This is a genomic window from Ruegeria sp. CDSC052, from assembly GCF_059610685.1.
In genome coordinates this window covers 175,852-197,523 of the sequence record NZ_JBXWOB010000002.1, presented here as the reverse complement: position 1 = coordinate 197,523, position 21,672 = coordinate 175,852, and the positions used below count along the sequence as shown (strand labels likewise).

Sequence of the window (21,672 nt, the reverse complement as noted above, 5' to 3'; positions counted from 1 at the left end):
TCATGGTCGCTCGTTCTCATACAGTCGCCTTTCAAGGTGTCGACGCCCGCCCGGTCGAGGTGCAATGCGCGGTTTCACCGGGGTTGCCTGCCTTTTCCATCGTCGGCCTGCCCGACAAAGCAGTTTCAGAGGCCCGCGATCGCGTCCGAAGCGCGCTAAGCTCGATGGCCATTGCCCTGCCGTCAAAGCGTATCACCATCAACCTATCCCCCGCTGACCTGCCCAAAGAAGGCAGCCATTTCGACCTGCCCATTGCGGTGGCTCTGCTGTCAGCCCTGGAAATCATTCCCAAGGACGCGGCTGAAGGGGCCGTTTCACTGGGGGAATTGTCACTGGACGGGTCTCTTGTGCCTGTTGTCGGGGCGCTTCCTGCCGCGATGACCGCCGCGGCCGAGGACCGAACCCTGCTGTGCCCTCGGGTCTCCAGCGCCGAGGCGGCTTGGGTTGACGCTACTCAGGTGATCGGCGCTGAATCTTTGGGCGATGTTGTCCGCCACTTCTCGGGCCAAGCCCCTTTGCCCGCTGCCCTGCCCGGCGAGATCAACCTTTCCCCCAGCACCCGCGACCTGCGCGATGTCAAAGGGCAGGAGCGGGCGAAACGCGCGTTGGAGATTGCCGCCGCAGGGCGGCACCACCTGATGATGATCGGCACGCCGGGGTCCGGGAAATCCATGCTGGCCGCGCGCCTGCCGGGGATATTGCCGCCGCTGACACCGACCGAGGCGCTTGAAACCTCGATGATCCAATCCCTGTGCGGCCTGCTTGACGAAGGCGGCATCAGCCGCACCAGACCGTTTCGCGAACCGCATCATACGGCATCGATGGCAGCCATTGTTGGTGGAGGGAAAGGAGCCAAACCAGGAGAAATCTCATTGGCCCATAACGGGGTTTTGTTCATGGACGAATTTCCCGAATTCCCACGAACCGTTCTGGAAACCCTGCGCCAACCCATCGAAACCGGAGAGGTCATGATTGCGCGTGCCAATGCGCATGTGAAATATCCCTGCCGCTTTATGCTGGTTGCCGCGGCCAACCCCTGCAAATGCGGCTACTTGACAGATCCGGCGCGGGCCTGTTCGCGTGCGCCGGTCTGCGGCGAGGATTATCTGGGGCGCATTTCAGGCCCGCTGATAGATCGGTTCGACCTGAGGATCGAGGTGCCTCCGGTCGGGTTCACCGACCTTGACCTGCCTCCATCCGGGGACAGTTCGGCCACGGTTGCCGCGCGTGTCGAGCAGGCGCGTGCGGTTCAAGCGCAAAGATACACTGGAACGTCCGCGCGCCAGAATGCGGATGTTGAGGGCAATGTGCTGGAAGAAATCGCCGCGCCGGATGCCGAAGGAAAAGAGCTGCTGTTGAAAGCGGCTGAGAAATTTGGTTTGTCAGCGCGCGCCTTTCACCGCATCTTGCGGGTCGCGCGCACAATTGCCGATCTGGACGGCGCATCAGATGTCCGAAGACCCCATGTGGCCGAGGCGCTGAGCTTTCGCATCAGCGCCAATATTGCATCTTAAAGCCTGGCTTCGATGGCCTGCCAAATCTTTTCTGCGATGTTCACGCCATCAAACCGTTCCAATTCCTGAATTCCGGTTGGCGAAGTCACGTTAATCTCGGTCAGGTAATCGCCGATTACATCGATACCAACAAAAACCTGCCCTTTTTCCTTCAACAAAGGTCCAATGGCTGCGCAAATCTCAAGATCGCGATCCGTCAGACCAACCTTTTCGGGCCGTCCCCCCACATGCATGTTGGATCGTGTTTCACCTTTGGCGGGAACACGGTTGATTGCACCCACAGCCTGACCGTCCACCAGAATGACCCGTTTGTCGCCATTGCTGACATCGGGCAGGAATTTCTGAACGATCAGAGGTTCGCGCGAAAACCCGGTGAACAATTCGTGCAAAGATGTCAGGTTCCGGTCGTTGCCATCCAACCGGAACACCCCCGCACCGCCATTTCCATAAAGCGGTTTCAGGATAATATCGCCGTGCTTTTCTTTGAACGCCTTAATCGTCTGCAGATCGCGGGCGATGGTTGTCGGTGGCGTCAGATCAGGGAAATCCAGCACCAGGAGTTTTTCGGGATAGTTCCGAACCCAGAATGGATCATTTACCACCAGCGCCTGTCCCTTAAGCCGGTCCAGCAGGTGGGTAGAAGTGATATAGTGCATGTCAAACGGGGGATCCTGACGCAGCCAGACCACGTCGAACTCGGCCAGATCAACCTCGCGCTCGGGCCCCAATTCCGCCGGGTTTCCAGCCACGCGCTGCACCGTCATATCGTGGCCGCGGGCCGTGATCCGGCCCTCCTGATAAGCCAGTTTGTCAGGGCTGTAGAAGAACAGCGTATGCCCGCGCGCCTGTGCCTCTTCGGCCAGACGGAATGAGCTGTCGGCATTGATATCCACGGCCCCGATCGGGTCCATCTGAAAGGCAATTTTCATGGCGTGTCCCTCAGTTTCACGCCAGATACATGGCCCAGCCAGGCCGGGGGTTCAATGGGGTCAGACCTGATCAAAGGCGTTTTCGATGATTTGCACCGCGCCGAATGCATCCACCAAAGCCGCATCAAACCGAACATTTGTCAGCTGGCCGTTGGGTTCCCCTTCCAGAAATTGGGCGGCCGAGGCACAGATACGGTCCATCTGGCGCCGTTTGATCCGGGCAGCAGCCATCTCAAAGCTTGTGCTTTTCTTGACCTCGACGAAAACCAATCCGTCACCGTTGCGGACGATCAGATCAATCTCGCCCCCTGCCCCGCGCCAACGGCGATGTGCTATGGAATATCCCCGCCGCTCGTAATCTGCCGCAACCTGCTGTTCCGCCGCCTGACCCGCATGATAAGAAACCGAACTTCGGACAGTGCGTGAGGTCATCTTACCCTTTCCCGAGTTTCAGCGCCTTCTGATAGATCGGTCGACGCGGCAGTTTATACATCTGCGACACCAAATCCGCCGCATCGCGTACTGAATGAGTTTCCAGGGCGCGTATCAAAGCCTCTTCTATGTCTGAATCGTTAACAGTTTCCGAAGCCCCACGGTCTACCAGCAGAACAATTTCGCCTTTGACCGTCTGACTCGCCAATTCTTCTGCCAGCTCTGCCAGCGACCCGCGCCGAACTTCTTCGAATTTCTTGGTTAATTCGCGGCACATCGCGGCCTGCCTGTTTTCCCCTAGAACCTCGGCCAGATCCGACAGACAGGACGCCACACGTTTCGGAGATTCATAAAATACCAACGTTCCAGGCACATCTCGCAGCGTCTCGATCCGCGTCCGGCGCGCGCCTGAGGCATTGGGCAAAAACCCCGCAAAGAAAAAGGCATCCGTCGGCAAACCGGCCAGCGTCAGCGCCATCAGCGCGGCGGACGGCCCCGGCGCGCAGGTGACAGTGTGCCCCACCTCGGCCGCCTGTCGTCCCAGATCGTATCCCGGGTCCGCGATCAACGGCATACCGGCCTCGGACGCATAAGCCACTGATTTCCCCTCTTTCAGCGCATCCAGGATTTTGCCGCGGGCGCCTGCACCGCTGTGATCGTGATAGGCAAGGATGCGGCGCCCCTCGAGAGGAACGCCGTGAATCTCCATCAACCGACGCAGGCTGCGCGTGTCTTCGGCGGCAATCATGTCCGCCGACGCCAACACGTCTAGCGCCCTGAGCGTAATGTCGCGTGCCGCCCCGATCGGAGTGGCAACAAAATACAGGCCCGTGCCCAATTTGACTTTTTGAAAATTCAAAGCTGGACCCTCACAGCGTGACGTCTATTATCGCGGCGCAAATAATGGCAGCATCCCAAGCCGCCGGATCAGGGAGTTTTCATTTAGATGTTTACCGTTTGCAAGCCCGTTCGCAAGTTGGCGCGTGCAGCCGCCGTCTTGGCCACCGCGACCATTCTGACGGCGTGTGACGTCAGCAGTATCGGCGGAGGCCCGTCGATCAACACTTCAAAACCTGTACCGGTTGCTTTGCTGGTTCCGGCTGGATCTGGAAATTCCGGGGACGCTGAACTGGCGCGCAGCCTTGAAAACGCAGCCCGCCTGGCGATGTCCGATCTGCAGAATGTACAGATTGATTTGCGGGTCTACGACACCCGGGGCAATTCGGGTACCGCCGCAACAGTCGCGCAGCAAGCCGTGGCAGACGGTGCAAAGATAATCATCGGTCCGGTCTACGCCCAGGCGGCAAACTCAGCTGGTCTTGCGGTACTGAACAACAAGGTCAACCTGCTGTCGTTTTCGAACAATACCAGCATCGCAGGCGGCAATGTCTTCGTGCTCGGCCCCACTTTTGAAAACACCGCCAACCGGTTGGTCAACTATGCCGGTTCGCGCGGCAAGACCGGAACGGTCATCGTGCATAGCAACGATGCCGCAGGGCGGCTTGGACAATCGGCTATCGCAACCGCGCTGAGCAACAGCCGAGTGGGTAATGCAGGCACGGTCGGCTATGACCGCTCTCAGCAGGGGGTCATCAACTCGGTGCCGACAATCAAGGCTACTGTAGCGTCCTCGGGGGCGGATTCGATCTTTCTGACTTCGACCACTGCAGGGGCGTTGCCGCTGTATTCCCAGCTTCTACCAGAAGCGGGCGTCTCCCCGGCAACCACGCAATATATGGGTCTGACCCGCTGGGACATCCCGGCCCAGACACTGGAACTGCCAGGCGTTCAGGGTGGCTGGTTCGCATTGCCGGACCCATCCAAGGCACAGGCTTATCGTCAGCGGTACAACAACACATATGGCGAGGCACCACATCCGATCAGTGGCCTAGCCTATGATGGCATAGCCGCGATTGCTGCCTTGGTCAGCCAGGGCAAATCCGACGCTCTGACCGTATCTGCCCTAACTCAGAACGCCGGTTTTCAGGGCGTTGGCGGTATCTTCCGTCTGCGACCCAACGGTACGAATGAACGTGGTCTGGCCATTGCCACGATCCAGAACAAACAGGTGGTTGTGATTGACCCTGCCCCCCAAAGCTTCTCTGGCGCCGGATTCTGATCGGCTGGCTCTGACACTCATCCCAAGGGGTGACCTGATTTGCCAGCCCGAAGAAATCTTTGACAGCGCAGCCGTTATGGCACAGCTGTCAGAGGCCTTCGACAAGACATCTGATAACGCCGAAAGGCGCGGCGAAACCGTGCGGATTTTGCGCAACGTCCAGAAATCCGGTCGTCAGGCAATCGCCGATGCCTTCGTCCGCGATCCATTTGACGCGCGACGGCTGACCCATTCCTATACCTACCTGACCGACGGGCTGGTCTGCACCGCGATGCAAGTGGCCAGTCGCGAGCTTCACCCGCTGGCCACGCCGACACAGGGAGAAAAAATGGCCGTGCTGGCAGTGGGCGGCTATGGGCGCGGGGAAATGGCCCCGTCCTCGGATGTCGATCTTCTGTTTCTGACCCCCTACAAAATCACTGCCTGGGCAGAGAGTGTGATCGAATCCATGTTGTATATCCTGTGGGATCTGCGGCTGAAGGTCGGGCATTCTTCGCGCACCATCAAGGATTGCCTGCGCCTGGGATCCGAGGATTTCACCATTCGCACCGCGATGTTGGAACAGCGCTATTTGGCTGGCGACGCCGATCTGGCAAATGAGTTGGAAACGCGCCTGAAAGACGATCTGTTCAATGGCACTGAGCGCCAGTTCATCGAGGCTAAGCTGCAGGAACGCGACGCGCGCCATCTGAAACAGGGCGAGCGGTATATGGTCGAGCCCAACGTAAAAGAGGGCAAAGGCGGATTGCGCGACCTGCAATCGCTCTACTGGATTGCCAAATATATTTACGGCGTTCAGGACGTGGCCGAGTTGGTACCGCTGGGTCTGTTCACCCCCGAGGAATTCAGCACTTTTGTGGAAGCTGAGGATTTCCTGTGGGCCGTTCGCTCGCATTTGCATCTGGTGACCGGGCGCGCAACCGAACAACTGTCCTTTGACATGCAGGTCGAGGTTGCTTCCCGTATGGGATACGAAGACCGGGCGGGTCGTCGGGCGGTCGAAGTGTTTATGCAGCGCTATTTCCGCGAGGCCACGAAGGTTGGCGAGCTGACGCGCATCTTCCTGACCAAACTCGAGGCGACGCATATGAAAGGCGCGCCTCTGCTAGAGCGTATTTTCCGCCGCCGCCCCAGGATCAAAGCCGGATATAAAGTCGTCCATGGACGTCTGGACGTAGCCGATCCGAACAAGTTTCTGGCGGACAAGCTGAACCTTCTGCGCCTGTTCGAGGAAGGTCTGCGCACCGGCATGCTGATCCACCCGGACGCGATGCGGCTGGTCAGCGCCAACCTGAACCTGATTGATGACGACATGCGCGAAGACAAAGAGGCGCGGCGCATCTTTCTCGACCTGATGCTGAAACACGGGAACCCGGAACGCGCCCTGCGCCGCATGAACGAACTGGGGGTGCTGTCGGCCTTTCTGCCCGAGTTCGAACACATCGTGGCGATGATGCAGTTCAACATGTACCACAGCTATACGGTGGATGAGCACACCATTCAGTGCATCGTCAATCTGGCCCAGATTGAACGCGGAGAGTTGGGGGAATCCCTGCCGCTGGCGTCTTCAATCCTGGAGGGCGGGGTCAATCGCAAGGTTCTGTATGTTGCCCTGCTGATCCATGACATTGCTAAGGGGCGACCCGAGGATCATTCGATTTTGGGCGCACAGATGGCCCGAAAGATTGCACCTCGGCTGGGTCTGAACAAATCGGATTCAGAAACCGTGGAATGGTTGGTGCGGTATCACTTGTTGATGTCGGACATGGCGCAGAAACGCGATATTTCCGACCCGCGCACGGTGCGCGACTTTGCCAAGGCCGTGAAAACGGTCAAAAGGTTGGACCTACTGACCGTGTTGACCGTCTGCGACATTCGCGGCGTTGGACCCAACACCTGGAACAACTGGAAAGCCACCCTGCTACGCGCGCTACATGCAGAAACCAAGCGCGCGCTTGAGACCGGGATGGAAGACCTCAACCGTGCCAATCGCGGTGCCGGTGCCAAAAAGGCGTTGCGGGCCGAGCTGGCGGAATGGACCAAAGCCGCCCTCAAAACCGAGACGGGTCGGCACTATGACCCCTATTGGCAGGGCCTGAACCTTTCGACCCATGTGGAATTTGCCGAGATGCTGAAAGAGCTGGACCGCAGCGGTGATGCTGGCGCGATGGAAATCCGTCTGCACCCGGATGAAGACCGCGACGCGACGCGGGCCTGCTTTGCCATGGGTGATCACCCCGGTATCTTTGCCCGTATCGCAGGCGCCTTGGCTCTGGTCGGGGCCAATGTGGTTGATGCCCGCAGTTATACCACCAAAGACGGCTATGTGACCGATGCGTTCTGGATTCAGGACGCCGATGGGCACCCGTTCGAGGCCAGCCGCTTGCCGCGCCTGACACAGATGATCCACAAGACTTTGAAAGGCGAGGTCGTGGCGCGGGATGCCCTTAAATCGCGCGACAAGATCAAGAAACGCGAACGGGCCTTTAACGTGCCGACCCATATCATCTTCGACAATGACGGGTCCGAGATCTACACTATCATCGAGGTCGATACCCGGGACAGGCCCGGCCTGCTTTATGATCTGACACGAACGCTTGCTGCAGCCAATGTCTATATCGCCAATGCGGTGATCGCGACCTATGGCGAACAGGTGGTGGACACCTTTTACGTCAAGGATATGTTTGGGTTGAAATATCACTCGGAAAGCAAGCAGCGCGGGCTTGAGACCAAGCTGCGCAAGGCCATCTCCGAAGGCGCCGAGCGCGCGGTCTCATGAAGCAGATCCGGCTGTTTTCAGGCCTGTTCACTGTTGGGTTCTGGACCCTGGCCAGCCGTATTCTGGGCTTTCTGCGGGAAATCCTGCTGACCGCCTACATCGGGCCCGGGCCAGTAATGGATGCATTCGTCGCCGCCTTTCGCCTGCCCAACATGTTCCGCCGCTTCTTTGCCGAAGGTGCGTTTAACGCAGCCTTTGTGCCGATGTTTTCCAAACGGCTCGAAGGCGGGGAAAACGCGCAAGGCTTTGCACAGGACGCGTTCAACCTGCTGGCCGTGGCGGTGCTGGCGCTGGTCGGGCTGGCGATGGTTTTCATGCCTGGTCTGGTCTGGCTGACGGCTGAGGGCTTTTACGGTGACGACCGCTTCGACCTTGCCGTTGATTATGGATATGTGGTCTTTCCCTACATCTTTTTCATGTCGCTAGCGGCGCTGTTCTCGGGCGTGCTGAACGCAACCGGCCGTTTCGCGGCTGCCGCCGCCGCGCCGATTTTACTGAACATCTTTGCCTGCATAGCACTGATCGCCGGCGCTATATCAGGCGGAGAGGTCATCCGTTGGCTGATCGCCGTCATCCCCATCGCTGGTGTTGCGCAGCTAGCGCTGGTCTGGGTTGCAACCGAACGTGCGGGCATCCGTATCCGCCCGGGCCTGCCGAAACTCAGCCCTGAAATGCGCAACATGGTCCGCATTGCGGTTCCGGCCGCCTTGGCCATGGGGGTTACACAGGTCAATCTGGTGGTGGGCCAGCTGGTTGCGTCGAAAACCGAAAAGGCCGTCAGCTGGTTGTTTGCAGCGGATCGCTTGTACCAGTTGCCATTGGGCGTCGTGGGCATCGCCGTCGGCATCGTCCTGTTACCCGATCTATCTCGCCGCCTGCGCGCTGGGGACAAATCGGGCGCCCGCGATGCGTTTTCTCGCGCAGGTGAGTTTACGTTGCTGTTGACCATCCCGTCGACCGTTGCCTTTGTGCTCATCCCCACCCAGCTGGTCTCGGTTCTGTTCGAGCGCGGACAGTTCACCCCCGAAGACACCGCCGCCACCGCACTTGCCGTGGCGATCTATGGCATCGGCCTGCCCGCGTTCATGCTGCAGAAATTGTTGCAGCCTTTGTATTTCGCGCGTGAAGATACACGCTCGCCCTTTCACTATGCAGTGTTTGCGATGGTCGTGAACGCTGCACTGGCTTTCGGGCTGTATCCGTTGGTGGGATGGTTCGCACCTGCGATTGCCGCCTCGGTGGCCGGATGGGCCATGGTTGGACTGCTGGCCTTGGGCGCGCGAAAAATGGGGGAAGAAGCGCAGTTTGACGACCGGTTCAAGAACAGGGCATGGCGGATCATTGCGGCGTCCCTGGGGATGGGAGCTGTCCTGTATGCCGCTATTGAGCTGTTTGGCTGGGCCTTTGCCCTGGAAGGCTGGCGTTACCTGGCACTGCTCGGTTTGATCATCGTTGCTGCAGTCACGTATTTCCTGCTCGGCCACCTGATTGGTGCATTCAAACTTTCCGAGTTCAGAAAGGCTCTGCGTCGATCCTGATCAGTCGCGTCGGATGCGCCCGACAATCCGCGCCCACCCCCCCGGAGCAACCAGGAACGACAGGGCAAAACCAGTGGCAAAACCGCCCAGATCAGCCACCCAGTCCAGCGTTCCGCCAAACAGCAGGCCGAACAACAACTGAATGCCCATCAAAACGGCGATCAGGCTGAAGGCGCGGGATTGGTTTGCGCCCACCAGGGACAGCTTGCGCCATAATATCCACGTAAACGCTCCGATCAGCCCATAGACCGGAGGGAACCCACCCACCAGCGGAAAGCGCGGATCCAGCAACAGTGCATAAGCCAGCGCACCACCCACTCCCGACAGCACAAAGATCACCAGCATCTGAACGCTGCCAAAAACCTCGGCCACCATTTTACCCATGGCCAGCACAAAGACGCAGACAAAGATGGCCTGTGTGAACGTACCGGATACAAACGGATAGGTGACAAAGCGGATCAGATGCTCGAACGGCCAGCGCCCGTTTTCCACCATCCAGTCGAAGATATCCGGCGAAAACGAATAGTGCTGCAAAGCGTCCAGGCGCCAGCCTACAGCAGTTGGGCCCCCAATGATCCCGCGCGTACCTAGAGTAAATGCCAGTTCAACCCCCATGATGAACACACACAAAGCCACCACCACGGGCGGCAGAGGGTTCACGGCGGGTGTATAATGCTCACTGCTCATTGGGCGGGCCTTTCGCGGCTGTTGACGTCCCTTTGCCTCATGGGTAAGCGACGGGGGCTGATTTTTCCAGACGGGAGTTCCCTTCGATGACCGATTCCAAGTTCACGCCGCGCGTGTTTTCCGGTGCACAGCCATCCGGTAACCTGCACCTTGGCAACTATTTGGGCGCATTGCGGAACTGGGTTCGGATGCAAGGGTCCGACTATCAGACAATCTACTGTATGGTTGATTTGCACGCGATCACCGTTTGGCAGGACCCCAAAGAGTTGCAGCACGCAACGCGTGAGCTGTGCGCGGGGTATATCGCATCAGGATTAGATCCCGAAAAATCGATCCTGTTTAACCAGAGCCAGGTTCCTGAGCACGCGCAACTAGCATGGATTTTTAACTGCGTTGCCCGGCTTGGCTGGATGCAGCGCATGACACAGTTCAAAGATAAGGCTGGCAAGAACGCACAGAATGCATCGTTGGGCCTATTCGCCTATCCGGCGCTTATGGCCGCAGATATCCTTGTATATCACGCGACACATGTACCCGTCGGAGATGATCAAAAGCAACACCTGGAACTAACCCGAGATATCGCAACTAAGTTCAATCATGACTATGGCGTCGATTTTTTTCCGTTGACCGAACCTGTCATCAAAGGTGCGGCAACTCGGGTCATGAGCTTGCGCGATGGGTCAAAAAAGATGTCCAAATCCGACCCCTCTGACATGACCCGGATCAACATGACCGATGATGCCGACACGATCGCCAAGAAAATCCGAAAGGCCAAGACCGACCCGGACGCTCTGCCTTCGGAAGTCGATGGCTTGGACAACCGCCCCGAGGCCCGCAATCTGGTGAATATCTACGCCGCCCTCAGCGATCAGACGGCGGATCAGGTTCTGGCCGACGTTGGCGGCAAGCAATTTGGCGAGTTCAAACCGATGCTGGCCGATCTGGCGGTTGCCAAACTGTCTCCGATCTCGACCGAAATGGCCCGCCTGATGGGTGAAGAGGCCGAGATTGATCGCATTCTGGCCAATGGCGCAGAAAAGGCGCGGGCGATTGCAGCCCCGATCCTGCAGCAGACCTATGACATCGTCGGCATGGTTGGTGCGAAACGGGGCTGATTGGCTCTGGACGTTGCCTTAACGCCTTCCTAGGTTTGCCTCAAAGCTTGGGAGGGCGTCATGGCAGTCGGCAAGAACATCCGCACCTATTTCAACGGGCAATGGCATGATGGGGATGCACCGATCATGCGCGCTGCGGATCATGGTGCGTGGCTGGGATCATCCGTCTTTGACGGCGCGCGGTTCTTCAACGGGCTGACCCCGGATCTGGAGGCCCATTGCGCCCGCGTGAACCGCTCTGCCGAGGCGCTGATGCTGACCCCGACCGTCACCAAAGACCAGATGGTCGAGATCGTGCTGGAAGGGCTTGAAGCCTATGCGCCCGACGCGGCCGTGTATATCCGCCCGATGTATTGGGGGATCGACGGAGATGCGACAGCGATCGTACCGCAGGAAAACAGCACCGGGTTTGCTGTCTGCCTGGAAGAGATTCCGATGGCGCCTGAGACCGCCTCGGACACGCTGGGACTGACCCGATTCCGCCGTCCGGTACTGGAATCAGCAGTGGTGAATGCCAAGGCCGGGTGCCTGTATCCCAACAACGCACGGATGCTGAACGAGGTACGTGCGAACGGGTTTTCGAATGCTTTGGTGGCTGACGCATTGGGCAACGTAGCCGAAACCGCAACCGCCAATATCTTTATGGTCCGCGACGGCGAGGTCTTTACCCCCGTCCCCAACGGCACCTTCCTTGCCGGCATCACCCGTGCACGACATATCAAAAACCTGCGGGCCGACGGCGTGGCTGTGCATGAGGCGGTTCTGAGTTTCGAGGATTTCTACGGGGCCGACGAGGTATTCATGACTGGCAACATGAGCAAGATCACCCCGGTGACCGCGCTGGAGGACACCCGGTTTCAGGTCGGGCCCGTCGCCCGGCGTGCACGCGACCTGTATTGGGACTGGGCCGCCAGTGGGCGTTAGGCTCTGGTTGCCAGCACGCACCTAGTCGGGCATGATCCCCGGAAATGAATGAGGACACCCATGCGCAAGTTCCTAGTGGTTCTGGATGACAGTCGCGAATGCCTGAATGCGATGCGATTCGCGGCTATGCGCGCGGCCCATACCGGCGGCGGCGTAACAATCCTGTCGGTAATCCCACCGGACGAATTCAACCATTGGATCGGCGTTGCCACCGTCATGCGTGAAGAAGCGCGCGAGCGTATCCATGCGCATTTTGAAGTTTTCGCAAAATGGATGCGCGACAAGCAAGACGTTGATCCTGAACTGGCCATCCGCGAAGGCGAGCCCGTTGCCCAGATCATCGAGCATGTGCAATCCGATCCTGATATCGGCGTTCTGGTTCTGGGTGCAGGCACTGACAAAAAGGGACCTGGCCCATTGGTGACTCAACTGACCAAAAACTCAGGCAGCCTGCCGATCCCAATCACTATTGTTCCTGGTGATCTGAGCAAAGAAAAACTCGAAGCGATTACCTGAGGCCACACCGATGCAACGCAGCATTCAATTCTGGTTCGAATTCGCCTCGACCTATTCTTATCTCAGCGCGATGCGTATCGAAGAGGCTGCCACCCGCCAGGGCGTCTCGGTCGAATGGCAGCCTTTTCTGCTGGGGCCAATCTTTGCCGCCCAAGGGTGGGACAATTCTCCGTTCAATCTGTACCCGGCAAAAGGCCTGTACATGTGGCGGGATATGGAACGCCTGACCGCCCAGCGCGGCTTGCCACTTGTCCGGCCCGATCCTTTTCCGCAGAACGGCTTGAAAGCGGCCAGGTTAACATTGGCGATTGAAGATCAGGGGCAAAAAGCTGCCTTTGTGCGCGCCGTCTATTCTGCCGAATTTGCCCAAGGGCAGAACATCGCGGATGAGGCTGTTTTGGCCGGATGCCTCAGCTCAGCCGGGCTTGCCGCTGATTTACTTTCCCAGACCCAGAATCCGGCGATCAAAGCAGCGCTTATCGCGCAGACAAAAACCGCTCAGGCCAAAGGGCTTTTTGGCGCGCCCAGCTTTCTGGTCGGTGACGAGCTGTTTTGGGGCGATGATCGGCTGGACGATGCGATAAGCTCAGCTGCAGAAATTTAGAATCGTTCCAATTCTTGACTTCCAGCTCGTGGCCCCGCATATCAGAGACAACAGATACGGAGCCGCGCCATGTTCATCCAGACCGAATCCACACCGAACCCTGCAACCCTGAAATTCCTGCCCGGCCAGACCGTGCTGGAAGCGGGCACTGCAGATTTCCCATCGGCTGAGGCTGCGGAAAAGTCGCCGCTGGCCAACCGCATTTTCGCTGTGAGTGGCGTGACCGGAGTCTTTTTCGGCAATGACTTCGTGACCGTGACCAAAGCGGACGACGTTCAGTGGGACCACATCAAACCCGCCATTCTGGGCGCGGTGATGGAGCATTACCAGTCCGGCCAGCCGATCATGGGCGCGGATGCCAATGCGGGTTCGGGCCATGCTGAACACAGCGGTGAGGACGCCGAAGTGGTCAACCAGATCAAAGACCTGCTGGACAGCCGGGTGCGCCCGGCAGTCGCGCAGGACGGGGGCGACATCACGTTTCACGGTTTTGACCGCGGCGTTGTCTACCTGCATATGCAAGGGGCCTGTGCAGGCTGCCCATCATCGACACTGACATTGAAGATGGGGATCGAAAACCTACTGCGTCATTACATTCCCGAAGTGACCGAGGTTCGCCCTGTTGCCGTCTGATCCTATCATTCTGGCGTTTGACACATCGGCCGCGCATTGCGCGGCCGCTTTGTTGCGCGGTGACCGGATTGTGGCGTCTTGTGTCGAGCCCATGTCGCGGGGACAAGCCGAACGTCTGATGCCGCTGCTCGAAGAGGTGCTGTCATCAGAACAATGCTCATGGCGCGACCTGTCAGCGATCGGCGTTGGAATAGGCCCCGGTAATTTCACCGGAATACGCATCTCGGTCTCGGCCGCGCGGGGTCTGGCCTTAGGTCTGGGTATACCGGCCATTGGCGTATCGGGCTTTGACGCGCTTGCTGTCCTGGACAGCGATGCGTTGCCCGCAATTCGCGCGCCCAGAGATCAGGTCTATGTTTCGCAGCCTGATATGGAACCGGCACTGATCCAGCTTGATCAGGCAGAATCGCTGGGTACGCTGATGTTCAACGACAACCCAAAGGCTCAGGTCTGCGCTATTGCCCGCGTGGCAGCGCAAAGATGGCAGACTACGACCGAGGCACCGGCCCCCCTGTACATACGCCCCGCAGACGCGGCGCCCTCCAAGGATCAACCGCCGATGTTGCTGGACGGATGACCCCGGAAGACCTAGCCGATACCCATGCGGCGGCTTTTACGCAAGCGCGCCCCTGGACCGCCACAGAGTTTGCAGAGCTGCTGCAGAATCGCTTTACCCATATCGTCGGCGACACCCAGTCCTTTGCCCTTTTTCAGGCAATCGCTGACGATGCCGAACTGCTGACGATTGCCACCCATCCCACAGTTCAGCGTCAGGGACTGGCTAGGAAACGTATGGTCGAATGGCACTCGGCTGCCAAAAAACTGGGCGCTATCCGGGCGATTCTGGATGTTTCCATCGCCAACCAGCCCGCGATTACACTTTACAAGCATTGCGGGTATCGTGTGTGCGGCACGCGCAAGAATTACTATACGGTTGAAAATAATCAGAAAATTGATGCCATCGTCATGGAATGCAATTTAACCTGAGACAGGTCGCGAATTTTCTTGGACCAAATGGTCAAAAATCTGTTGACCGCGGCGGTTGCAAACGGCCTTAATTCCCGCCATCACAACGGTTATGCTCGCTAACAGTGGGTAAACGGGGCTATCTTGGCTCCGACCGAAAAAAAACAAACGGGAGTAACAAATGACCCTGATGAAATCCTTGATGGGCGCCGCAGCGGTGGTTGCACTGACAGCGGGTGCCGCACTGGCCGAACCGGCACTGATCTTTGATCTGGGCGGCAAGTTCGACAAATCGTTCAACGAAGCCGCGCATAACGGCGCCTCACGCTGGGCGGAAGAAACGGGCGGCACCTACCGCGAGATCGAAATGCAGTCCGAAGCGCAACGCGAACAGGCCCTGCGCCGCTTTGCCGAAGCAGGCTCGAACCCGATCATCACCATGGGTTTCGGTATGGCTGACCCGCTCAGCGCGGTTGTTGCCGACTATCCGGACACGAAATTTGTCGTTGTCGATGTAACCTGGCTGGACGCGCCTAACCTGCGTCAGGTTGGATTCGCTGAACACGAAGGGTCTTACCTCGTTGGTATGATGGCGGCGATGGCATCCGAATCCGGGACTGTTGGCTTCATCGGCGGCATGGATGTTCCGCTGATCCGTCACTTTGGCTGCGGCTATGCTCAGGGTGCCAAGGCGGTGAACCCCGATATCAACGTGGTTGCCAACATGACCGGCACAACGCCTGCGGCATGGAACGACCCGGTTAAGGGCTCGGAACTGACAAAGGCACAAATCAGCCAGGGTGCCGACGTGGTCTATGCCGCAGCTGGCGGCACCGGTGTTGGTGTTCTGCAAACCGCTGCTGACGAAGGCATCCTGTCAATCGGTGTCGACAGCAACCAGAACCACCTGCACCCAGGCAAAGTTCTGACCTCGATGCTGAAGCGCGTGGACGTCGCTGTTTATGAGGCGATGAGCGCAGGTGAGAACGTTGAGACCGGCGTATATATCATGGGTCTGGCCGAAGACGGCGTTGGCTATGCGATCGACGACAACAACGCTCCGCTGGTTTCGGATGATATGAAAGCAGCAGTCGACAAAGCCCGTCAGGACATCATCGACGGCAATGTTTCAGTTGTCAGCTATTACGAGAACGACAGCTGCCCAGCACTGCAGTTCTGATATCGCGCGGGTCGGGGGTGATGCTCCCGGCCCGATTCCACTTTGCTGCACCGGGATGACCGGGCAGTCCTTTCGGCAACTGAGGACAAGACATGACCGTCCCCGCCATTGAGCTCAAAGGGATATCCAAATCCTTTGGGCCGGTTCAGGCCAACAAAGACATTTCCATCAGCGTCGCCCCCGGTACGATCCATGGGATCATCGGTGAAAACGGTGCGGGCAAATCCACGCTGATGAGCATTCTCTACGGCTTTTACAAAGCCGACAAAGGTGAAATCTGGATCAATGGTCAAAAGACCGAAATCCCTGACAGCCAGGCCGCGATCGCCTCGGGCATCGGGATGGTGTTTCAGCATTTCAAACTGGTCGAGAATTTTACCGTTCTGGAAAACATCGTGCTGGGCGCCGAGGATGGAAGGCTGTTGGCCCCGTCCCTGAATAAAGCCCGCAAAGAGTTGAAAGAGCTGGAAGAAGAATACGAACTGTTCGTTGACCCCGACAAGCGTATCGACGAAATCGGTGTGGGGATGCAGCAAAGGGTTGAGATTCTTAAGGCGCTGTATCGCAAGGCCGAGATCCTGATTCTGGACGAACCAACCGGCGTGCTGACCCCATCCGAGGCGGATCAGCTGTTCCGCATCCTCGACCGGCTGCGGGCCGAGGGGAAGACGATCATCGTGATCACCCACAAACTGCGCGAGATCATGGAAAACACCGACACCGTGTCGGTCATGCGCCGCGGGCAAATGACGGCCACCGTGAAAACCGCCGAGACCAGCCCCGAAGAACTGGCCGAGCTGATGGTGGGCCGCAAGGTTCTGCTGCAGGTCGACAAGGTTCCGGCACAGCCCGGTAAGCCCATCCTCGAGATTGAAAACCTGCGTGTTTTCGACAGCGCGGGCGTCGAGCGTGTCAAAGGCATCGACTTGACCGTGCGCGCTGGTGAGATCGTGGGCATCGCAGGCGTCGCCGGCAATGGCCAATCCGAACTGCTAGAGGTTCTGGGCGGGATGCGCCCGGGCCAGGGCCAGATCAAACTGAACGGCACGCCGCTTGCGCTCAGCGGGGCGGGGTCAGATGGCCAGGCGCGGCGCGCGCAGCACATTGCGCATGTGCCCGAAGACCGCCAGCGCGAAGGCCTGATCATGGATTTCCACGCCTGGGAGAACGTGGCCTTCGGCTATCACCGAGACCCGGCCTATAAGCGTGGCCTCTTCATGGATAACGCCGCCCTGCGCGCCGATACCGAAGCCAAGATCGAAAAATTCGATGTGCGCCCGCCGAACCCCTGGCTGTCGGCCAAAAGCTTTTCGGGCGGCAATCAGCAGAAGATCGTCGTCGCGCGTGAAATCGAACGTAACCCGGACCTGCTGTTGGTCGGTCAGCCGACCCGAGGCGTGGATATCGGGGCGATCGAATTCATTCACAAACAGATCGTCGATCTGCGCGACCAGGGCAAGGCGATCCTGCTGGTCTCGGTCGAGCTGGAAGAGATATTCTCGCTGTCGGATCGGATCGCTGTCATGTTTGACGGACATATCATGGGCGAACGCCTGCCCCATGAAACTGATGAAAAAGAACTTGGCCTGTTGATGGCCGGTGTTGCGGGAGAGGCAGCGTAACATGGAAAAAATGCCCAAATGGGCCGATGTTGTTCTGATCCCGGTGATCAGTCTGCTTCTGGCCGCAATCCTGTCGGCGCTGGTGATCCTCGCCATTGGCGAAAACCCGATCGAAGCGGTGAACCTGATGGTCACCGGCGCGCTGGGATCGACCTATGGCTGGGGCTATACGCTGTATTACGCCACGAATTTCATGTTCACCGGACTCGCTGTGGCGGTCGCCTTTCACGCACGGCTGTTCAATATCGGTGGCGAAGGTCAGGCGATGCTGGGCGGGCTTGGCGTGGCCGTGGTGTGCCTTTACATCGACTGGCCGCATTGGAGCATCGCCTTGCTGGCCGCCTGTGCCGCATCGATGGTGTTCGGGGCCGCTTGGGCGGCCATTCCGGCCTATCTGCAGGCCAAACGCGGCAGCCATATCGTGATCACCACGATCATGTTCAACTTCATCGCTGCTGCCTTGCTGAACTATATGCTGGTCAACGTCATGCGCCCGCAGGGCTCGCAAGACCCGGCAACTGCACGCTTCCCCGAGGCGGTGCATCTGCCGACGTTCCAGTCGATGTTCTCGACCGCTGAAAACGTCGTATTCCGTGGCGCACCTGCCAATATCTCATTCTTTGTTGCTGTCCTGGCCTGTGTGATCGTTTGGGCGCTGATCTGGCGCACCCGGCTGGGCTATGAGATCCGCGCCTATGGGCATTCGGAAACCGGTGCCGTCTATGCCGGTATTTCTCCGGTTCGGATCACCATCATCGCCATGCTGATCTCGGGCGCGCTGGCTGGTCTGATGGCCACGAATAACGTGATGGGTGAGGCAGAGCGGCTGGTTCTGAACTCGACCGAGGGCGCTGGCTTTATCGGTATCGCCGTGGCGCTGATGGGCCGGTCCCATCCGTTTGGCGTGTTTCTGGCGGCGCTGCTGTTTGGTTTCCTCTATCAGGGCGGGGCCGAGCTGGCGCTGTGGACGTCGATCCCGCGCGAGCTTATCGTGGTCATTCAGGCCCTGGTGATCCTGTTCACCGGCGCGCTGGACAACATGGTCCGCATGCCGCTGGAAAAGCTGTTCCTTGCCATGCGGAAGGAGGGCTAAACGATGGATACTTTCGTTACCCTCATCCAGGTCCTCGATTCGACCGTCCGCCTGGCTACGCCGCTGTTGCTGGCCTGTCTGGCCGGTCTGTACTCCGAACGCGCCGGTATTTTCGACATCGGGCTTGAGGGCAAGATGCTGATCGCGGCGTTCTTTTCTGCCGCCGTCGCCGCCGTGACCGGATCGGTCTGGCTGGGATTGCTGGCCGGGATCGCGGCCTCTCTTGTTCTGTCCGCCCTGCATGGGGTGGCCTCGATCACCTTTCGGGGCAACCAGCTGATTTCAGGCGTCGCCATCAACTTTCTGGCCTCTGGGCTGACGGTCCTGATCGCGCAAAGCTGGTTCAAACAGGGCGGGCGTACCCCCTCGCTGTTCGGCGGAGGGCGCTTTGAACCGATCACCTTCCCTTTTGCGGATGCGGTGAGTGATGTCCCATTTCTTGGGCCAATCTATTCCGAGCTGCTGTCCGGCCATTCGATCCTGGTCTATGTGTCTTTCCTTCTGGTCCCGACAACCTGGTGGGTTTTGTACCGCACCCGCTTTGGCCTGCGCCTGCGCGCGGTGGGTGAAAACCCAGCCGCTGTGGATACGGCCGGGGTTTCTGTCGTTGGGCTGCGTTTTGCGGCTGTAGCGATCTGTGGCGTGCTGTGCGGCATTGCCGGTGCCTATCTGGCCACGGCCCTGCAAGCTGGATTCGTCAAGGAAATGACTGCCGGTCGCGGGTTCATCGCGCTGGCGGCGCTGATCTTTGCAAAATGGCGGCCATGGCACGCGATGTGGGCTTGCCTGCTGTTCGGACTGTTGCAAGCCGTTGCGTTGCGGTTCCAAAATATTGACCTGGGTGGCGTGGTGATTCCTGTGCAGGTCATGGATGCGCTGCCATATATCCTGACCGTCGTCATTTTGGCCGGCTTTGTCGGCAAGGCCGTTCCACCGAAAGCCGGTGGCGAACCCTATGTAAAAGAGCGGTAATAGGTCCAGTTTGAAACACACGTCAGTCCTGTTCGCTGCATGGCGGCATGTAGAGTTGATTTTACATGCCGCAACGGCTCTAAAGGGGCATGGATGTGTTTCCAGTGACAGCTGATTTGAGAGAGTTTCTCGCCGGGGTGCCGGATGCTAGGTCTTGCGCTTGGTCTAAGGGGATACTCCCTGTCAAAACGCCTTTTGCGGATGCACAGTTTCAGACTGGTCCAAGCCGCCAGCCCTGCTTTACCCTGCCTCGCCAAGGGCGTGATTCTGCGCGTCAGATACGAACCCTTTCACAAATTCCAGAAGTCGAATGTGTCACATTGCGCGACGCAGCTGGCCCTAATTACTAGTACCTCATGCAAATTTACCTTCCTATCGCTGAAGTTTCCGTAAACGCCTTTCTGCTGCTGGGGTTGGGCGGCATGGTCGGCATCCTGTCAGGGATGTTCGGGGTCGGCGGCGGGTTTCTGATGACCCCGCTGTTGTTTTTCATTGGCATCCCACCAGCAGTTGCCGTAGCCACCGAAGCGAACCAGATTGTCGCCTCGTCATTTTCTGGTGTTCTGGCCCATTTCCGCCGAAAGACGGTCGACCTGAAGATGGGCACGGTATTGCTGGTCGGGGGACTGATCGGAGCTGCGTTCGGGGTGGTGATCTTCAACTATCTCAAAAGCCTCGGACAAGTCGATTTGCTCGTAACCCTGTGTTACGTGGTCTTTCTGGGCGTCGTCGGCAGCTTGATGTTCATCGAAAGCTTGAACGCGCTGCGTAAATCCAAAAAGGGCACCGCCGCCCCTGTTGCACGTCGTCAGCGCGGCTGGATTCACGCGATGCCGTTCAAAATGCGGTTCCGTACATCGGGCCTCTATATCTCGGTCATCCCCCCCGTCCTGGTCGGGCTTAGCGTAGGTATCCTTTCTGCGATCATGGGTGTCGGAGGCGGCTTTATCATGGTTCCTGCCATGATTTACCTGCTGGGAATGCCCACCAAAGTCGTTGTCGGCACCTCCCTGTTCCAGATTATTTTCGTAACAGCGTTCACCACGATGCTGCACGCGACAACCAACTACACAGTCGACATTGTTCTGGCTGTGTTGTTGCTGGTCGGCGGCGTGATCGGGGCGCAGATCGGAACGGTGATCGGCGCACGAATGCCTGCCGAGCAGCTGCGCGTATTGCTGGCTGCACTGGTCTTGGTGGTTTGTGGCAAACTGGCGCTGGATCTGCTTCTGGAACCCTCCGAGCTCTATTCGCTCGGCGTTGCAGGGGGGCACTGATCATGCTGAGACGGTTGATCCTGCTACTCGCCCTCTGTGTCACCCCGGCCATCGCCGAGGAGGAACAGGTCGTGCTTGGCCTAAGTCAGGACCGGGTTGCCATCACGGCGAATTTCGATGGCTCGGAAATTCTTATTTTCGGTGCCGTGAAACGTGAAACGCCGATCCCTTCCGGCCCACCGCTTCAAGTTATCGTGGCCGTTGCAGGCCCCTCGAGCCCAGTGACGGTCCGGCGAAAAGAACGCAGGCTGGGTATCTGGGTCAACACCGACAGCGTCCTGGTCGACCTTGCGCCCAGTTTTTATGCGGTTGCCACCAGCGCTCCGCTTACAGAAATCCTGTCAGATACAGAAGACTTGCGGTACAGGATCTCGATTGAACGGGCCATTCGGTCAGTGGGTGCCGCGATGAATATCCGGGGCGCGCAGAATTTTGCCGAGGCCGTCGTTCGCATCCGTGAGGATGAGGGCCTGTATTCTATCCGCGAAAATACGGTTGCGGTGGACGAGCAGACATTGTTCCGAACCTCAATCGACATGCCAGCCGATTTGACCGAAGGCGCCTATTTCGCGCGCATATACCTGACCCGCGGCCGAGAGGTTGTTTCCCAGTTCGAGACCACAATCGACGTGCGGAAGGTCGGGCTGGAACGGTTCCTCTACAACATGTCCCGTCAGCAGCCGGTCTGGTATGGCCTGATGTCTTTGGTCATTGCCATCGCGGCGGGTTGGGGAGCGTCCACAGCCTTCCGACTATTGCGCGAGAACTAAAG

21 protein-coding genes are annotated in these 21,672 nt (G+C 58.5%); 17 read left to right on the top strand and 4 right to left on the bottom strand.

Going from position 1 to position 21,672, the window contains the following annotated elements:
• The first annotated feature begins 2 nt into the window (after nucleotides 1-2).
• On the top strand, nucleotides 3-1,514 hold the full coding sequence (locus AC2FIM_RS06350; RefSeq protein WP_496676530.1) for a YifB family Mg chelatase-like AAA ATPase: 1,512 nt from the start codon (nucleotides 3-5) through the stop codon (nucleotides 1,512-1,514).
• Here AC2FIM_RS06350 and gshB read toward each other — a convergent pair.
• From gshB to rsmI, 3 genes are read right to left on the bottom strand one after another with little or no spacing between them, the layout of a single operon-like run.
• The gene (gene gshB / locus AC2FIM_RS06345; protein ID WP_281995201.1) at nucleotides 1,511-2,443 is read right to left on the bottom strand and encodes a glutathione synthase; all 933 of its coding nucleotides are present in this window, start codon (nucleotides 2,441-2,443) and stop codon (nucleotides 1,511-1,513) included. The two genes, AC2FIM_RS06350 and gshB, sit on opposite strands and share 4 nt — an antisense overlap.
• A 60-nt stretch (nucleotides 2,444-2,503) precedes the next feature.
• Nucleotides 2,504-2,875, bottom strand: coding sequence for a YraN family protein (locus AC2FIM_RS06340; RefSeq protein ID WP_281995202.1), 372 nt, complete (start codon nucleotides 2,873-2,875; stop codon nucleotides 2,504-2,506).
• A 1-nt stretch (nucleotide 2,876) separates the two neighbouring features.
• A complete protein-coding gene (rsmI, locus tag AC2FIM_RS06335) occupies nucleotides 2,877-3,734 on the bottom strand; it encodes a 16S rRNA (cytidine(1402)-2'-O)-methyltransferase (protein WP_496676535.1) in 858 nt (285 codons plus the stop codon).
• Nucleotides 3,735-3,821: 87 nt separating this feature from the next.
• Here rsmI and AC2FIM_RS06330 point away from each other — a divergent pair, with 87 nt between their 5' ends.
• Genes AC2FIM_RS06330 through murJ form a run of 3 tightly spaced genes read left to right on the top strand, consistent with a single transcriptional unit; the run spans nucleotide 3,822 to nucleotide 9,311 of the window.
• The gene (locus tag AC2FIM_RS06330) at nucleotides 3,822-4,994 is read left to right on the top strand and encodes a penicillin-binding protein activator (RefSeq protein WP_271948380.1); all 1,173 of its coding nucleotides are present in this window, start codon (nucleotides 3,822-3,824) and stop codon (nucleotides 4,992-4,994) included.
• Entirely contained in the window at nucleotides 4,954-7,773 is a 2,820-nt protein-coding gene (locus AC2FIM_RS06325) for a [protein-PII] uridylyltransferase (protein ID WP_496676538.1), read from the top strand. Before AC2FIM_RS06330 ends, AC2FIM_RS06325 begins: the two co-directional genes overlap by 41 nt.
• Nucleotides 7,770-9,311 (top strand): murein biosynthesis integral membrane protein MurJ, encoded by a 1,542-nt coding sequence (murJ, locus tag AC2FIM_RS06320; RefSeq protein ID WP_271948384.1) that lies wholly within the window; start codon nucleotides 7,770-7,772, stop codon nucleotides 9,309-9,311. The genes AC2FIM_RS06325 and murJ overlap by 4 nt, the downstream gene beginning before the upstream one ends.
• On the opposite strand, the gene AC2FIM_RS06315 is transcribed toward murJ, so the two are convergent.
• Nucleotides 9,312-9,998: a rhomboid family intramembrane serine protease gene (locus AC2FIM_RS06315; RefSeq protein ID WP_142635554.1), complete on the bottom strand. Its 687-nt coding sequence runs from the start codon at nucleotides 9,996-9,998 to the stop codon at nucleotides 9,312-9,314. It abuts the gene before it with no gap.
• 86 nt (nucleotides 9,999-10,084) lie between these two features.
• Here AC2FIM_RS06315 and trpS point away from each other — a divergent pair, with 86 nt between their 5' ends.
• The 13 genes from trpS to AC2FIM_RS06250 all read left to right on the top strand — a co-directional run bounded on the left by trpS (nucleotide 10,085) and on the right by AC2FIM_RS06250 (nucleotide 21,670).
• A complete protein-coding gene (trpS, locus tag AC2FIM_RS06310; protein ID WP_142635552.1) occupies nucleotides 10,085-11,113 on the top strand; it encodes a tryptophan--tRNA ligase in 1,029 nt (342 codons plus the stop codon).
• A 60-nt stretch (nucleotides 11,114-11,173) separates the two neighbouring features.
• Complete coding sequence (locus tag AC2FIM_RS06305; protein WP_496693589.1) at nucleotides 11,174-12,037, top strand: branched-chain amino acid aminotransferase; 864 nt, start codon at nucleotides 11,174-11,176, stop codon at nucleotides 12,035-12,037.
• A gap of 60 nt (nucleotides 12,038-12,097) precedes the next feature.
• Entirely contained in the window at nucleotides 12,098-12,553 is a 456-nt protein-coding gene (locus tag AC2FIM_RS06300; RefSeq protein ID WP_142635548.1) for a universal stress protein, read from the top strand.
• Between the two features lie 10 nt (nucleotides 12,554-12,563).
• On the top strand, nucleotides 12,564-13,157 hold the full coding sequence (locus AC2FIM_RS06295; RefSeq protein ID WP_496707983.1) for a 2-hydroxychromene-2-carboxylate isomerase: 594 nt from the start codon (nucleotides 12,564-12,566) through the stop codon (nucleotides 13,155-13,157).
• Nucleotides 13,158-13,226: 69 nt separating this feature from the next.
• Nucleotides 13,227-13,790 carry a NifU family protein gene (locus tag AC2FIM_RS06290; RefSeq protein WP_271948391.1) on the top strand — a complete coding sequence of 188 codons (564 nt, stop codon included), beginning with the start codon at nucleotides 13,227-13,229 and terminating at the stop codon, nucleotides 13,788-13,790.
• Entirely contained in the window at nucleotides 13,780-14,367 is a 588-nt protein-coding gene (tsaB, locus tag AC2FIM_RS06285) for a tRNA (adenosine(37)-N6)-threonylcarbamoyltransferase complex dimerization subunit type 1 TsaB (protein WP_271948392.1), read from the top strand. The genes AC2FIM_RS06290 and tsaB overlap by 11 nt, the downstream gene beginning before the upstream one ends.
• The gene (locus tag AC2FIM_RS06280) at nucleotides 14,364-14,777 is read left to right on the top strand and encodes a GNAT family N-acetyltransferase (protein WP_271948393.1); all 414 of its coding nucleotides are present in this window, start codon (nucleotides 14,364-14,366) and stop codon (nucleotides 14,775-14,777) included. The genes tsaB and AC2FIM_RS06280 overlap by 4 nt, the downstream gene beginning before the upstream one ends.
• Before the next feature lie 160 nt (nucleotides 14,778-14,937).
• Nucleotides 14,938-15,936 (top strand): BMP family lipoprotein, encoded by a 999-nt coding sequence (locus AC2FIM_RS06275; RefSeq protein WP_271948395.1) that lies wholly within the window; start codon nucleotides 14,938-14,940, stop codon nucleotides 15,934-15,936.
• 92 nt (nucleotides 15,937-16,028) lie between these two features.
• On the top strand, nucleotides 16,029-17,558 hold the full coding sequence (locus AC2FIM_RS06270) for an ABC transporter ATP-binding protein (RefSeq protein WP_496688964.1): 1,530 nt from the start codon (nucleotides 16,029-16,031) through the stop codon (nucleotides 17,556-17,558).
• A gap of 1 nt (nucleotide 17,559) precedes the next feature.
• A complete protein-coding gene (locus AC2FIM_RS06265) occupies nucleotides 17,560-18,651 on the top strand; it encodes an ABC transporter permease (protein WP_142635535.1) in 1,092 nt (363 codons plus the stop codon).
• Between the two features lie 3 nt (nucleotides 18,652-18,654).
• Nucleotides 18,655-19,623, top strand: coding sequence for an ABC transporter permease (locus tag AC2FIM_RS06260; protein WP_142635533.1), 969 nt, complete (start codon nucleotides 18,655-18,657; stop codon nucleotides 19,621-19,623).
• A 356-nt stretch (nucleotides 19,624-19,979) separates the two neighbouring features.
• Nucleotides 19,980-20,900: a sulfite exporter TauE/SafE family protein gene (locus tag AC2FIM_RS06255; RefSeq protein WP_142635531.1), complete on the top strand. Its 921-nt coding sequence runs from the start codon at nucleotides 19,980-19,982 to the stop codon at nucleotides 20,898-20,900.
• A 2-nt stretch (nucleotides 20,901-20,902) separates the two neighbouring features.
• Nucleotides 20,903-21,670 (top strand): TIGR02186 family protein, encoded by a 768-nt coding sequence (locus tag AC2FIM_RS06250; protein WP_142635529.1) that lies wholly within the window; start codon nucleotides 20,903-20,905, stop codon nucleotides 21,668-21,670.
• Nucleotides 21,671-21,672: the final 2 nt, after the last annotated feature.

What these genes read in the sequence shown, in the direction of transcription:
- AC2FIM_RS06350 (WP_496676530.1), top strand. Translation starts at nt 3, where the DNA reads ATGGTCGCTCGTTCTCATACAGTCGCCTTTCAAGGTGTCGACGCCCGC.
- gshB (WP_281995201.1), bottom strand. Translation starts at nt 2,443, where the DNA reads ATGAAAATTGCCTTTCAGATGGACCCGATCGGGGCCGTGGATATCAAT.
- AC2FIM_RS06340 (WP_281995202.1), bottom strand. Translation starts at nt 2,875, where the DNA reads ATGACCTCACGCACTGTCCGAAGTTCGGTTTCTTATCATGCGGGTCAG.
- AC2FIM_RS06330 (WP_271948380.1), top strand. Translation starts at nt 3,822, where the DNA reads ATGTTTACCGTTTGCAAGCCCGTTCGCAAGTTGGCGCGTGCAGCCGCC.
- murJ (WP_271948384.1), top strand. Translation starts at nt 7,770, where the DNA reads ATGAAGCAGATCCGGCTGTTTTCAGGCCTGTTCACTGTTGGGTTCTGG.
- AC2FIM_RS06315 (WP_142635554.1), bottom strand. Translation starts at nt 9,998, where the DNA reads ATGAGCAGTGAGCATTATACACCCGCCGTGAACCCTCTGCCGCCCGTG.
- trpS (WP_142635552.1), top strand. Translation starts at nt 10,085, where the DNA reads ATGACCGATTCCAAGTTCACGCCGCGCGTGTTTTCCGGTGCACAGCCA.
- AC2FIM_RS06305 (WP_496693589.1), top strand. Translation starts at nt 11,174, where the DNA reads ATGGCAGTCGGCAAGAACATCCGCACCTATTTCAACGGGCAATGGCAT.
- AC2FIM_RS06300 (WP_142635548.1), top strand. Translation starts at nt 12,098, where the DNA reads ATGCGCAAGTTCCTAGTGGTTCTGGATGACAGTCGCGAATGCCTGAAT.
- AC2FIM_RS06295 (WP_496707983.1), top strand. Translation starts at nt 12,564, where the DNA reads ATGCAACGCAGCATTCAATTCTGGTTCGAATTCGCCTCGACCTATTCT.
- AC2FIM_RS06290 (WP_271948391.1), top strand. Translation starts at nt 13,227, where the DNA reads ATGTTCATCCAGACCGAATCCACACCGAACCCTGCAACCCTGAAATTC.
- AC2FIM_RS06280 (WP_271948393.1), top strand. Translation starts at nt 14,364, where the DNA reads ATGACCCCGGAAGACCTAGCCGATACCCATGCGGCGGCTTTTACGCAA.
- AC2FIM_RS06275 (WP_271948395.1), top strand. Translation starts at nt 14,938, where the DNA reads ATGACCCTGATGAAATCCTTGATGGGCGCCGCAGCGGTGGTTGCACTG.
- AC2FIM_RS06270 (WP_496688964.1), top strand. Translation starts at nt 16,029, where the DNA reads ATGACCGTCCCCGCCATTGAGCTCAAAGGGATATCCAAATCCTTTGGG.
- AC2FIM_RS06265 (WP_142635535.1), top strand. Translation starts at nt 17,560, where the DNA reads ATGGAAAAAATGCCCAAATGGGCCGATGTTGTTCTGATCCCGGTGATC.
- AC2FIM_RS06260 (WP_142635533.1), top strand. Translation starts at nt 18,655, where the DNA reads ATGGATACTTTCGTTACCCTCATCCAGGTCCTCGATTCGACCGTCCGC.
- AC2FIM_RS06255 (WP_142635531.1), top strand. Translation starts at nt 19,980, where the DNA reads ATGCAAATTTACCTTCCTATCGCTGAAGTTTCCGTAAACGCCTTTCTG.
- AC2FIM_RS06250 (WP_142635529.1), top strand. Translation starts at nt 20,903, where the DNA reads ATGCTGAGACGGTTGATCCTGCTACTCGCCCTCTGTGTCACCCCGGCC.